Here is a 13,030-nt window from a genome sequence, read left to right as displayed (position 1 = left end):
TCCTTTGTATGTTTTGCGTTACAATTATATCAAAGCATTTTAGCTTTTGCAAATCGATATCAGTACATTTTAAGAACTTCTATTGTTAATTTAATGTTTATCTAATAAAAATTCATTCTAGCGCTTGTATCGGCTTAAAAAGCGAGCCATTTTTTCTTGTAGTTCAGTCAATTCATCAACACGTGGTAAGTAAACAATTCTAAAATGGTCAGCGGTATTCATATTAAATCCTCTACCGTGTGTTAGTAATACTTTTTCTTGTTTTAAGAAATTAAGCACAAACTCTTCATCATTATCAATACGGTACATATCTGTATCAATTTTAGGGAAAAGATACAGTCCAGCATTTGGTTTTACAGCAGATAAACCAGGTATTTCATTAATTGCTTTATGGATATAATTACGTTGCTCGTAGATACGACCTCCTGGCAACAACATACTATCAATAGATTGCTGTCCGCCTAACGATGTTTGAATAACCTGTTGAGCAAGAACATTTGAACACAGCCTCATGTTAGCTAACATATTCAAACCTTCAATATAACCTTTAACATGTTGTCGCGGACCAGACAATACCATCCAACCAACGCGGAAACCACAGATGCGATGTGATTTAGATAAGCCAGATAAAGTAACTGTAAAAATATCCTCTGCAATAGAAGCAATTGGGATATGCTCCATTCCATCCATAACTAAACGGTCATAAACCTCGTCTGAAAAAATAATCAAGTCATTTTGTCTAGCGATATCCACAATCTCTTGCAGAATTTCACGCGGATAGACTGCTCCAGTTGGATTATTTGGATTAATGAGGACAATTGCTTTTGTTTTGGATGTGATTTTTGATTTGATATCATCAATATCAGGATACCAATTAGCTTCCTCATCACAAATATAATGCACAGCATTTCCACCAGCAAGGCTAACACAAGCTGTCCATAACGGGTAATCTGGCATTGGAACTAGAACCTCGTCATCATTATCAAGCAAAGCTTGCATTGACATAGAGATTCCCTCACTAACACCATTAACAATGTATATATCATCCATGTCAACATGGATGTTTTGTAACTGGTAATACTGCATAACAGCCTTACGAGCTGAAAAAATACCTTTCGAATCAGAGTAACCTTCTGATTCACGCGCATTCGTAATTAAATCACGAATGACTTCATCTGGCGCTTCGAAGCCAAAGGCAGCTGGATTTCCAGTATTTAACCGCAATATCTTTTCACCATTTGCCCTCATGCGGTCCGCCTCTTCTAAAACAGGGCCTCTAATATCATAAGCCACATGTTCCAGCTTCATTGATTTATCAAATATCTTCATAAAAATACCTCGTATCTTCCATTATAAAACAAATATTCTCAAAATTGAAACTTTTACTGCGGTTTATCAAGCGATTAAGTTAATATTAAGCTATTTCAGAAAACTAACATAAAACGCTTTCATTTTTCTAGAAAAAACGTTATAATATAGCTATAAAATGAATAACCAACATATCTAACTTACTCATCACTCACTCCTTCTGATAAGATGGCTAGTTGAGTGCAAGAGGTTATCTCTTTTGGTTATATTTAGAGGAGGACAGGCTTATGTCACAAAAATATGAACGCATCCTTGTCGCTATTGATGGATCAACAGAATCTGAACTTGCTTTTGAAAAGGCAGTTAACGTTGCTCTTCGCAATGATTCTGAATTAATCTTGACACATGTTATAGATACACGTGCTTTACAAAGCTTTGCGACATTTGATACTTATATCTATGAAAAATTAGAAAAAGAAGCAAAAGATGTCCTTGAGGAATATGAAAAACAAGCTCGTGAAAAAGGAGCAGATAAAGTTAGACAAGTCATTGAATTTGGTAATCCCAAAACATTACTTGCACATGATATTCCAGAAAAAGAAAAAGTAGACTTGATTATGGTTGGTGCAACAGGTCTTAATACCTTTGAACGTTTCCTTATCGGATCTTCCTCAGAATACATCCTTCGTCACGCTAAAGTAGATTTACTCATTGTACGTGACCCTAATAAAACAATGTAAATTTAAATACGCTCACTTTCTAAAATATCCTGAGTTATATTAACTCAGGATATTTTTATTTTCGATTTAAGGATTTCTGAATTTGGCTATCTAATTCACGTCGAATTGATGGCTCAGGAGCGAAATGTTCTTCCCAGTCGTCTGGTTTTAAAATTTTATGAGTAACAGGATCAAAATGAGCTTTGCCATCTGGAAAGATTTTCCCCATATTGGCCTCATGTACTGTATCAAAAAGAGGTTTTGGGTCGACTCCCATAAGAACAAAGGAGCCATAAGTCAGATAAAGTAAATCTGTTAAGGCATCCACTTCTCCCACTAATGGTGTTTCTGGATGGTCTTTAGAAATAACCTTATCTCTTGCTTTATCAATAGCTAAGTGTAAATTACGGATAGATTGGTCAAATACTTTTTGGTTACCTTGACTAGCAGCATACAAGAACTCAACGATTTCTTCTACTTTAAAGTCTGACCTGAAACCAGCTTCCTTACTGTCATATAAGCGTGGCGTTTCAATAGTTTCACCATCCATTAATAGATGGAAGGATTTTACTTTATTGAAATTCTCGTCACGACTACTGAATGTTTTTTCAATCTCAAATTGGATAAGTCCATAATGGGCTAATGCCTTAGAGATACCATCATCATTATTGTCAGCAGTTGTATAACGTGCATTTTCTCTCACTTGCTGACTAGCGTTCCCCATGGCAACACCAATGCCAACTTGAGATAACATCTCAATATCATTATCAGAATCTCCAAATGCTATCACTTCGGATAGATCAAAACCATAGCGTTGACCAACACGTTCAATTCCCTTAACTTTTGACTGCCCTTCAGAAATGACATCCATTGAGTAAGGACTGCTTCTTGTTAATTTAACACGAGGAAATTGTTTTTGAATTCGCTCTGATTCGCCCTCTGTTGCAACTAAAACGACCTGATAAATAGGTTCTCGTAAGATAACCATGAGGCTATCAATATTTTGAGGTTTAATCCGACGAATAAAATGCTTAAAGCTTCGTTCAATCGCTTTTGCCCATTTTCTCGGAACAAGGCTAGATACAATCTGCCCCAAACGGCTAGTTCCTAGACCAATAATACCTGAACCGAGTAATCCTGAGGCTGTTCCTAATGAAATTTCTCTTCTTCTTGCTCCAGCATAACGAATCAGACGATAGACAGTTGTCTTAGATAATTGATTGGTATAAATAATTTCACTTCTACTATAGATATATTGACCATTATAGGTTACAGCAAAATCTAAACCAAGGTTTTCTAAAAAAGGTTGTACAAAACTAGGACCTCGCCCCGTTGCTAAACCGACTAGTATTCCTTGGTCTTTCAAATTTCGAATTGCTTTAATTGTTGACTTTTGTACATTCTTACGATCATTAAGAAGTGTACCATCAATATCAAAAAATACTGCCTTAATTGCCACTGGGTCAACATCCCCTCTTTTTTATGATAAAATAAATTATATCACAACTTGAAAGAAGTATAAAATCAATGAAAAAAATCCTTGTTCTACACACAGGTGGAACGATTTCCATGAATGCTAACGAGAAGGGACAGGTCATGTCCAGCGCCGATAACCCAATGAAATACGTTGATTTATCATTAGATGACCTTGATTTGACTGTTGTAGATTTTCTAAATCTTCCCAGTCCTCAAATCACCCCTCATCATATGCTTGATATCTATCACTATCTGAAGCAACATGCCAGTAATTTTGATGGTGTTGTCATTACGCATGGGACTGACACTTTAGAAGAAACAGCATATTTTTTAGACACAATGATACTCCCTAAAATCCCAATCATCATTACCGGTGCTATGAGAAGCACAAATGAACTTGGTAGCGATGGCGTTTATAATTACCTATCAGCCCTCCGTGTCGCTAATAGTACTAAAGCTGCCGACAAGGGGGTGCTAGTTGTCATGAATGATGAGATACATGCTGCTAAATATGTCACAAAAACACATACAACAAACGTTTCGACATTCCAAACCCCTACACATGGCCCCCTTGGGATTATTATGAAACAAGACCTGCTTTTCTTTAAAGCAACTAAAGAGAGAGTTCGTTTTGATTTAGATAAAATTACAGGAACTGTTCCTATCGTGAAAGCATATGCTGGCATGGGTGATAGTGGTATCATTAGCTTTTTAAATTCTCAAAATATTAGCGGATTAGTTATTGAAGCACTCGGTGCAGGGAATATGCCCCCAAAAGCTGCACAAGAAATCGAAGAATTAATTGAGCAAGGTGTCCCTGTTGTTCTAGTGTCTCGCTGTTTTAATGGTATTGCTGAGCCAGTTTACGGATATGAAGGTGGCGGAGCAAAATTACAAGAATCTGGTGTCATGTTTGTTAAAGAACTAAACGCTCCCAAAGCCAGACTCAAATTACTCATTGCACTCAATGCAGGTCTCACAGGGCAAAATCTAAAAGACTATATTGAAGGTTGATAAAAAACTCTAGAAATATTTCTAGAGTTTTTTATTAATTTTCAGTTTGTAATACTCTCTCAACACTGCTAATAGGCATTTCTTGATTCGTTATTAATTGAAATGCTTCTGCTCCTTGATAAATCAGCATCCCTAGACCATTATAAGCATGTTTCACTCCATTTTGTCTAACAAATCGTAACAATGCTGTTTCTTTAGGCTTGTAAACCAAGTCGACAACTACTAAATTCGGTGTTAAAATTTCTGGATCGTTAATTAAACTATAATTATCTAATGGCCTCATTCCTAAACTAGTAGCATCAATATAAAAATGACTAGTTCTAATAGCGTCTTTAAATGCTGTCTTATTTTCTAGATAATCAACGACTACCTTTATTTGAAACTGTTTTTTAATTTTATCTGATAAGTCAATGACCTTATCGTAATTTGAGCTGTTACGATTAAATAATCTAATTTCCGCAACTCCCTCCATAGCTGCTTGAACTGCAACTGCTTTACCTGAACCACCAATACCAGCTATTGTAATTATTTTATTTTTAGCACTGAAACCTTGAGCTGCTAAAGCTTTAAAACAACCAATGCCATCTGTCATATGGCCTACTAAACGTCCGGTTCCACCTTGATTAACGATAGTATTTACAGCACCCACTAATTTAGCTTGAGGAGATAAATCATCTAGCAAAGGGATAACACTCTGTTTAAATGGCATTGAAACATTAACACCACGAATACCCAATGCCCTGACACCTCGAACAGCTTCTGTTAATTTACCCTCTTCTACTTCAAATGTCAGATAGGCATAATTCATGTTTTTTTCTTGAAAAGAGGTATTCCACATTAACGGGGATAGAGAGTGGCGTGCAGGATTGGCAATTAGACCAGTTAGTAAAGTTTCCCCATTTAATGAATTCATTGTATAACCTTCTTTCTTAACAATTTATTTCAGTTCATTTTACCAAAAACTGACTCAATTAAAAAGAGAGTATGTAATTTATACTCTCTCCCTTAGTTTAAGGCAATATATTACCTGCACTACGGTAAATATCATACCATTCTTTACGGGTTAAAGCGATATCATTAGCCTTATCAATCGCCTTTAAACGAGATGGATTCATTGAACCAACAATCGCCTGCATTTTGGCAGGATGACGTAAAATCCATGCAATCACAATAGCTTCGCTGCTAACATTGTAGTTTTTTGCCAGTTTAGCTATGGTTTCATTTAATTCCTTATAATCCGGATGATTAACAAATAAACCACGAGATAAATCAATTTGAAATGGAGACCAAGCTTGAATGGTAACTCTTTTAAGACGACAATAATCAACAATGCCATCATCATGTTCAATTGAAGCTTTATTTAACATGTTAACATTTAACCCTGCATCAAACATTGGTGTATGTGCTGGCGATAACTGAAGTTGATTCACTGCTAAGGGCTCGTCAAGGTAGGATTGTAACAACTCCATTTGAAACCGGTTTTGATTGCTAACACCAAAGTGTTTTACTTTACCTTCTGCCCTCAGTTTGGTAAATGCTTCTGCTACTTCTTCAGGCTCAACTAATACATCTGGACGATGAAAAATGAGAAAATCTAAATATTCTGTCCCTAATCTTTCTAAAATACCATCTACTGATGATAAAATATACTCTTTAGAAAAATCAAAATAACCTTCTCGTATCCCACATTTAGATTGAATAATCATTTTGTCACGATTGACATTTAAATGTTTGATTGCATCTCGAAAGCGTAATTCAGATAGCCCTCCCCCATAAATATCAGCATGATCAAAAAAATTAATACCCAAATCTAATGCTGTTCCAACTACTTCTTCAGCTTGTTTTCCTTTCAAGTCACTCATTCTCATACAACCTAAAGCAATTCGAGTTGCTTGAATGCCTGTTTGTCCAATGTTTTGTAACATATGCACCCCATTCTAATCTGTTTGTATTAACAGAAAGATTAATCAATTCATTATAACAAAATTTCTATGAAAAGGCTTACTATTACAAATGCAAAAAGCTGAGTAAATTTAACTCAACTTTTTTTCTGATACTCATTATTGACTAAATAAGTCGGTAAGAAAAATCTATTCTGAAAAGTACTATTATAAATTACAGTAATCATTATTGTCATAACATACCTCCACATCTGTGATAGGAATATCATATGACAGCAAGCTTAAACTGAGCTTAGCACAGCCTTAATAGAAACTTAATCAAAATCTGAATGTTGGCGTAAATTATCTAGAATAAGTGCCCATTCTGTATTTTCTTTCCAATTATTATCTTTGACAATATCACTAGCAACACGTCTGGCTTCTTCTAAAATAGGATAATCCTCAACGATATCAGCTACTTGAAATTCTGGAATTCCAGACTGACGAGTACCAAAGATTTCACCAGAACCACGCATTTTTAAATCCGACTCAGCTAAAACGAAACCATCTGTCGTTTCTGTCATGATTGTCATTCGTTTTTTCCCAGAATCAGTTTTGGGATTAGCCACTAAAACAGCGTATGATTGTTTATATCCACGACCAACACGCCCACGAAGTTGATGTAGCTGGCTTAATCCAAAACGATCGGCATCCATAATAATCATGATCGTTGCATTTGGGACATTTACCCCTACTTCAATAACTGTTGTAGATACTAAAATATGACTTTTTTTATCCTTGAAATCTTGCATTATAGCATCTTTTTCATCATTTTTCATACGTCCATGTACAAGAGCAACCTTAGCAATTCCTTCAAAATAAGTAGATAATTCAGCATGCAATGCTACTGCATTCTTTAAATCTAAAGCTTCTGACTCTTCAATCAACGGTGAAATGACATACACTTGAGCATCTTTTTGCAATTCACCTTTTACCCATTCCAACACAGTACCTAGCTGCTCGTGTTTCACCCAGCGTGTAATAATAGGTTTACGACCGGCAGGTAATTCATCAATAATAGAAACATCCATTTCTCCAAAAGCTGTGATTGCTAGAGTTCGGGGAATTGGGGTGGCTGTCATCATTAAAACATCAGGATTTTCTCCCTTTTCACGGAAAATTCTACGCTGTTTAACACCAAAACGATGTTGCTCGTCTGTAATTACAAGCCCCAGTTTATGGTACTGTACCGAGTCCTGGATAAGAGCATGAGTTCCTACAATCATATCAACCGAGCCATTTGCAATAGCTGCTAAAACCGTACGCTTAACAGCTGCTTTCATACCCGAAGTTAATATAGCGATTGATAAATCTGGAAATAACTCTTGCAGACTAATGTAGTGTTGTTCAGCTAGGATTTCCGTTGGAACCATCAAAGCCGATTGAAAACCTGCTGTATAAGCTGCATACATTGATAGACCAGCAATGACTGTCTTTCCTGATCCTACATCTCCTTGCAATAAACGATTCATATGAGCTCCCGATGACATATCAGATAATATTTCATCTAAAGAGCGCTTTTGAGCATTCGTTAGAATAAAAGGTAAAGAGGAAATTTTTGTCTCCATAGCATGTTTACTATAAAGAATAGGCAAACCATTTGTTTCAGATTTATTTTCGGATTTCAAAACTTGAAGGTTCATTTGAAAGTAAAATAATTCTTCAAATTTAATCCGACGGAGCGCTTGCTTATACTCTGTGATATCTTTTGGGAAATGCATAGCTAAACAAGCCTGACTACGACCCATCAATCGGTATTTTTCCAATAAAGTAGCTGGTAAATTTTCCTTCAATTCCAAATGCGCACTGATTTCAAAAGCTGACTTAATAGCTTTAATCAAAGTAGACTGTGAAATTCCCTGAGCTACGCGATAAACAGGTTGCATGTCATCTTCAACTTGAGCTAAAACCTTCATCCCAGTAATAGCTGATTTAGTTGCATCCCATTTACCAAAGACAGCTACCTCTTGACCAAGTTCTATTTTATCAGCTAAATAGGGTTGATTAAAAAAACTAACATTTAAGACAGCTTCCCCTTGACGCAACTTAAAACTTAAACGGTTACGTTTAAAACCATAATATTGTACATTAGCTGGAGTAACGACTAGGCCTGTAATGACTGCTTTTTCACCATCCACTAAATCAAAAACAGATTTTGATTTAAAATCTTCATAGCGAAACGGATAATAAAGAAGTAAATCTTCTACTGTATAAATATCTAATTTCTGAAATTTTTCTGCTGATTTTGGTCCAAATCCCTTAAGATTAGAAATTGGTGATTGTAATAGCATAAGATTCTCCTTCTAATATCTTTTATTATACTAAAAGATCACCAAAAAGGCGCCTCAAGAGCGCCTTTATTATGTCTAATTATTTATGGCCAATAACATAAGTTAATTGTGCAGCTTGTGCTGAACTAAAAGTACGGTAAGAGACAATACCACGTCCCATTGCATTAGATTCTGAAATAAGAACTGAACCATCTTTTTTAACTTCTTCAACAATAGCTACGTGACCGTAAGTGCCATCAGCACCAGCTTGTCCTGGTGAAAATGATACAGCATAGCCTACTTTTGGTGAATGTGTTGTTTCAAAACCAGCCTTATGTTGCCAATCTCCACCATTACCCATAAATGGATCAAATGTATAACCTAACTCTTTAGCGCGGTTAAAGACATACCATGTACATTCACCCCATGGATAAGTTGATGCAATATAGCTAGCTGTGTTAACTGCTGTTGATAAGCTAAAACCACTTGGTAAATCTGCTAAACTTGCTGTCGATAAAGCTTTCAAGGCAGCAGGAATTTCTGGTGTCCCTCCATGTTGATCAATCCAGCGATCTAAATCTTCCATAATCTGGGCACGACGTTTACCAGTTCCAGAGTTATCTGTATAATAAACACCACCCTCAGTAACTGTATTAAGTTGTCCAGAAGATAATTTCTGTGCTTTCAAATCTTGGATTTCAAAGCTAGAGTTGTTGTTTTTAATAATTGTATTTTTTGTCAACAACATAATTGCTTCTTCATCATTATAAGCACTAGCATGGCTAGAGTCATGATCAAAGGCACCATAACCAAACATATTAGCACCTGGCATCTTAGCCACTCCTTGAGTTCCCAATGAACTTTCAAGGACAGCAATAGCTACAATAGCACGGACATCTAAACCACTATCTTTTTCCCATTGTAATAACTTAGCACCATTGATACGATTAGAATCATATTGAATCCCTAAAGATTTTAAGTACCCATCTAATTGTTCAGCTTTGATACCGTAACGATGTGACAATAAATAGTGAGAGTAGGCATCCTGACCAGACCAGTGTTCTACGTAGAATGGCGTTGCTGTCACTGGTGAAATCGGTGTTGATAATAAGTTATCATCAAAGGATAAAGCAGGAACAGAAGCATTCTGATTTGTCTGAACACTTTCTATCTGAGACGGAGCGGGAGTTATTTTAGGCTCTACTAATGGTAAGGTAGGCTCAGGTTTTAATTCAGTCTTTGTTGATTGACCTGGCTTACTGTCTGCTTGACTACTGTTTGTAGTATTAGTGCTAGGAGTAGATGCTGTTGAAGCAGAATCAGATGTTTTAGCATCTTCGTTGGAAGAAGATTGATGTGATGAACTTGATGATGATTCATTGCTTGATGATGTCTCTGTCGTACCAATCTCTGTTTTTTCTGTTGAGATACTTCCTTCGGCTGAAGGTGAAGCAGTTTCTGAATCTGTAGGTTGTGTTTTTTCCTGTTTCTCTGCTTCAGAAGAACTTTCTGTTGATGCTGTTGCCATTGTCAGGCTTGTTTCTGGATTAATAGTTTCTGCTAAGGTCACTAAAGGTGATGATAGCGATAAGACTAAAGTGGATAACAACAAAGTTGCCATTACTTTTTGTTTTGACATATACTAATGATTTCCTTCTATAAAAATTGTCACTGATTAGTTTAACATATTTTTAAATTTTTTAAAACAGTTAACTACTGTGTCATTTGTTTTTAATAATATCTCGGAATACGATCGCTTAAAAGACAAAGTACTTCATAATTAATCGTCTGTCTTTTTTGAGCGACGTCCGTAGTTGTAATGTTACAACTACCTTGTTGACCAATCAAGGTTACTTTAGTTCCGATAGTATATTTTTGAGGTAAACGGATAGTCATTTGATCCATCGAGACACGCCCAATAATTTCACAAAGTTCTCCATTTACTATAACTGAAAATCCTTGCATATCTCGTGTCCATCCATCAGCGTAGCCAATCGGTACTGTTCCAACAAATTCGTCTCCAGTAACTTGATAGGTTGCGCCATAGCCAACTTGAGAACCATCGTGTAGTTGTTTAACATGTACTAGCTCAGACTCTAAACTTAAAGCAGGGTTTATAGGGTAAGGTAAGTCTAAATCAGTTCCACTTGGATTTAAGCCGTACATAACAACACCCAATCTAACGGCATTAAAAATTGTCTCACTATGCCAAAGGCTTGTAGCAGAATTACTAGCATGAACAAGGTCCGGACAATTATCTAATCCTGAAATAAAGTCTTTAAAAAAAGTAAGTTGTTGATTGAATTTACAGTTATCGGCTTCATCAGCTGTTGCAAAATGGGTGAAAATCCCCTTGACAGAGGCACCACTTTCCCCCAATTCAGAAATTAGCTTATTTCCTTCATCTAACTGGCGAACACCTATACGTCCCATTCCACTATCAACTTTGATATGTACTTCTAGACCAGATAAATCTACTGCTGATGTCTGACATAAACGTAACCACTCCAAGCTAGCAACTGTTAGAGTAATATTTTCATTTTTGGCTAGTATAACCTGCTCAGGCATAACAACACCTAATACCAATATCATTTTTACAATTCCTGCTTGACGTAGCTCAATAGCCTCATCTAAATTGGATACGCAAAAACCATCTACAATAGACTCAATGTATTTTGAAACTTCAACAGCACCATGCCCATAAGCATTAGCCTTAACTACAGCAAATGTTTTTTTATCACTTGGAATGTGCTCTTGTACAGATTTAACGTTATTTGCAATCGCCTCTAAATCTATCAAGGCTCTGGTTGGTCTATGATAACTTGAAATCATTTTTCTTCCTCCAAAATAACACTAGCTTGTGCATAATTACCACTATGAGATATTGAAACAAAAGATTTTCCATTAAACGGTTCTTTTGTAATCAAAGGCGCTCCTTTATCATCCGATAAAATTTCGATATCATGAAAATTAACTTTCCCAATTCCTGTTCCAAGTGCTTTGCTATAAGCCTCTTTTGCTGCCCATCGCCCTGTTAAAAAAGACATCTGACGCTTGGGATTGGAAATTCCTTTAAAAAGAAGCAATTCTTGTTCGGTCAAAACGCGTTCTGCAAAACGTTGATTACGCTCATATGCTTTAGTAATCGCCTCTATCTCTTGTAAATCAATTCCGTGTCCAACAATCATGTGTAACTCCTATAAGTTCGATACTTACAAACTATTGTAAATATCCCTAATTAGCATTTCTGTTTTATCCCAACCTAGACATGGATCTGTGATAGACTTACCAAAAACATCTGGTTTATCTTGTCTTCCATCTTCTAAATAAGATTCTATCAAAAAACCACGAACATAGTTTCTAATTTTAGTATGCCACTGTCGGTCTGCAAGTACTGATTTCACAATGCGAATTTGTTCTAAAAATTGCTTACCTGAATTGTCATGATTTGTATCAACAACAATAAAGGGATTTTGCAAATCAGTCTCTTCATAATGAGTAATAGTTTCTAAAAGGTTTTCATAATGATAATTAGGGATACTTCGATAGTCGGCATTATGATATCCTCTCAAAATAACATGTGACAGCAAATTACCATCTGTTCTAACTTGCTTATTTTGATAGAATAATTCCTGTTGATTTTGTGCTGCATAGACCGCATTAAACATGACTCTTAAATTACCAGACGTTGGATTTTTCATACCTACTGGTGCATCTATACCTGAAGATATAAAACGGTGTCCCTGATCTTCCACTGAACGCGCACCAATAGCATAGTAAGAAACTAAATCATCCATCACTGATAACATCTCTGGATAAAGTAATTCATCAGCTGTCAGGAGTCCAGTCTCTCGAATGATGTCATAGTGCATCTTACGTGCTTGAAAAAAAACTCCTAGTTTGTCAGAATGGTGAACTAAGCCTTTATAACCATCACCATTCGTTCTTGGCTTAGCGGTATAAACTCTCATAACCAAAAACATTTTATCTTTAAAGGCAGCTTCCAATTTAGCTAAACGCTTTGCATAAGTTAGCACCGCCTTTGGATTATCCGCAGAACAAGGACCTACTATTACTAGAAACCGCTGATCCTCACCTTTTATGATATTTTTTAACTCTTCTTCTTTGGCTAATTTTTTTTGGCTAACTTCTAGATCTAAGCTAGTTTTCTGCTTCAATATTTCAATATTAATTTTATCACTTAACTGATGAAATCCCATGTTTTTTCCTAATACAACCTAAGTCTATTAATAAGCTCTGCTATACAATATAGTCGTCATACTATTAGACAAGTAATGATAAA

The 13,030-nt window shown here is 36.0% G+C and carries 11 protein-coding genes; 2 read left to right on the top strand and 9 right to left on the bottom strand.

What is annotated here, in order from left to right; genetic code table 11:
- Positions 1 to 117 precede the first annotated feature (117 nt).
- Positions 118 to 1,329 (bottom strand): pyridoxal phosphate-dependent aminotransferase, encoded by a 1,212-nt coding sequence (locus EGX70_RS10415; RefSeq protein WP_000688109.1) that lies wholly within the window; start codon positions 1,327 to 1,329, stop codon positions 118 to 120.
- Positions 1,330 to 1,595: 266 nt separating this feature from the next.
- On the opposite strand from EGX70_RS10415, the gene EGX70_RS10410 reads away from it, so the two are divergent.
- Entirely contained in the window at positions 1,596 to 2,048 is a 453-nt protein-coding gene (locus EGX70_RS10410; protein ID WP_000080032.1) for a universal stress protein, read from the top strand.
- Positions 2,049 to 2,103: 55 nt separating this feature from the next.
- Here EGX70_RS10410 and EGX70_RS10405 read toward each other — a convergent pair whose 3' ends face one another.
- Positions 2,104 to 3,486: an HAD-IIB family hydrolase gene (locus tag EGX70_RS10405; protein WP_000974899.1), complete on the bottom strand. Its 1,383-nt coding sequence runs from the start codon at positions 3,484 to 3,486 to the stop codon at positions 2,104 to 2,106.
- Positions 3,487 to 3,554: 68 nt separating this feature from the next.
- On the opposite strand from EGX70_RS10405, the gene EGX70_RS10400 reads away from it, so the two are divergent.
- The gene (locus EGX70_RS10400) at positions 3,555 to 4,517 is read left to right on the top strand and encodes an asparaginase (protein ID WP_000723062.1); all 963 of its coding nucleotides are present in this window, start codon (positions 3,555 to 3,557) and stop codon (positions 4,515 to 4,517) included.
- A gap of 34 nt (positions 4,518 to 4,551) precedes the next feature.
- Here the strand turns inward: EGX70_RS10400 and aroE are convergent, their stop codons facing one another.
- The 7 genes from aroE to EGX70_RS10365 all read right to left on the bottom strand — a co-directional run bounded on the left by aroE (position 4,552) and on the right by EGX70_RS10365 (position 12,947).
- A complete protein-coding gene (aroE, locus tag EGX70_RS10395; RefSeq protein WP_001086864.1) occupies positions 4,552 to 5,430 on the bottom strand; it encodes a shikimate dehydrogenase in 879 nt (292 codons plus the stop codon).
- A gap of 97 nt (positions 5,431 to 5,527) precedes the next feature.
- Positions 5,528 to 6,442 (bottom strand): aldo/keto reductase family oxidoreductase, encoded by a 915-nt coding sequence (locus EGX70_RS10390; protein ID WP_123948121.1) that lies wholly within the window; start codon positions 6,440 to 6,442, stop codon positions 5,528 to 5,530.
- A 290-nt stretch (positions 6,443 to 6,732) separates the two neighbouring features.
- Entirely contained in the window at positions 6,733 to 8,748 is a 2,016-nt protein-coding gene (gene recG / locus EGX70_RS10385; protein WP_000926633.1) for an ATP-dependent DNA helicase RecG, read from the bottom strand.
- A 79-nt stretch (positions 8,749 to 8,827) separates the two neighbouring features.
- Positions 8,828 to 10,366 carry a CHAP domain-containing protein gene (locus EGX70_RS10380; RefSeq protein WP_000043255.1) on the bottom strand — a complete coding sequence of 513 codons (1,539 nt, stop codon included), beginning with the start codon at positions 10,364 to 10,366 and terminating at the stop codon, positions 8,828 to 8,830.
- A gap of 92 nt (positions 10,367 to 10,458) precedes the next feature.
- Positions 10,459 to 11,559, bottom strand: coding sequence for an alanine racemase (gene alr / locus EGX70_RS10375; RefSeq protein WP_000625941.1), 1,101 nt, complete (start codon positions 11,557 to 11,559; stop codon positions 10,459 to 10,461).
- Positions 11,556 to 11,915, bottom strand: a complete 360-nt coding sequence (gene acpS / locus EGX70_RS10370) for a holo-ACP synthase (protein WP_000635015.1) — start codon at positions 11,913 to 11,915, stop codon at positions 11,556 to 11,558. Before acpS ends, alr begins: the two co-directional genes overlap by 4 nt.
- Positions 11,916 to 11,939: 24 nt before the next feature.
- The gene (locus EGX70_RS10365; protein ID WP_000505724.1) at positions 11,940 to 12,947 is read right to left on the bottom strand and encodes a 3-deoxy-7-phosphoheptulonate synthase; all 1,008 of its coding nucleotides are present in this window, start codon (positions 12,945 to 12,947) and stop codon (positions 11,940 to 11,942) included.
- Positions 12,948 to 13,030 lie beyond the last annotated feature (83 nt).

The sequence above is a fragment of the Streptococcus sp. FDAARGOS_522 genome (assembly GCF_003812445.1).
Taxonomy (GTDB): domain Bacteria; phylum Bacillota; class Bacilli; order Lactobacillales; family Streptococcaceae; genus Streptococcus; species Streptococcus agalactiae.
Note: the sequence above shows the minus strand (reverse complement) of the source record. Positions and strands in the feature narration are given on the sequence as shown.

Excerpts from the sequence above, each read along its gene's own strand:
- EGX70_RS10415 (WP_000688109.1), bottom strand. The coding sequence starts at position 1,329 with ATGAAGATATTTGATAAATCAATGAAGCTGGAACATGTGGCTTATGAT.
- EGX70_RS10410 (WP_000080032.1), top strand. The coding sequence starts at position 1,596 with ATGTCACAAAAATATGAACGCATCCTTGTCGCTATTGATGGATCAACA.
- EGX70_RS10400 (WP_000723062.1), top strand. The coding sequence starts at position 3,555 with ATGAAAAAAATCCTTGTTCTACACACAGGTGGAACGATTTCCATGAAT.
- aroE (WP_001086864.1), bottom strand. The coding sequence starts at position 5,430 with ATGAATTCATTAAATGGGGAAACTTTACTAACTGGTCTAATTGCCAAT.
- EGX70_RS10390 (WP_123948121.1), bottom strand. The coding sequence starts at position 6,442 with ATGTTACAAAACATTGGACAAACAGGCATTCAAGCAACTCGAATTGCT.
- recG (WP_000926633.1), bottom strand. The coding sequence starts at position 8,748 with ATGCTATTACAATCACCAATTTCTAATCTTAAGGGATTTGGACCAAAA.
- EGX70_RS10380 (WP_000043255.1), bottom strand. The coding sequence starts at position 10,366 with ATGTCAAAACAAAAAGTAATGGCAACTTTGTTGTTATCCACTTTAGTC.
- alr (WP_000625941.1), bottom strand. The coding sequence starts at position 11,559 with ATGATTTCAAGTTATCATAGACCAACCAGAGCCTTGATAGATTTAGAG.
- acpS (WP_000635015.1), bottom strand. The coding sequence starts at position 11,915 with ATGATTGTTGGACACGGAATTGATTTACAAGAGATAGAGGCGATTACT.
- EGX70_RS10365 (WP_000505724.1), bottom strand. The coding sequence starts at position 12,947 with ATGGGATTTCATCAGTTAAGTGATAAAATTAATATTGAAATATTGAAG.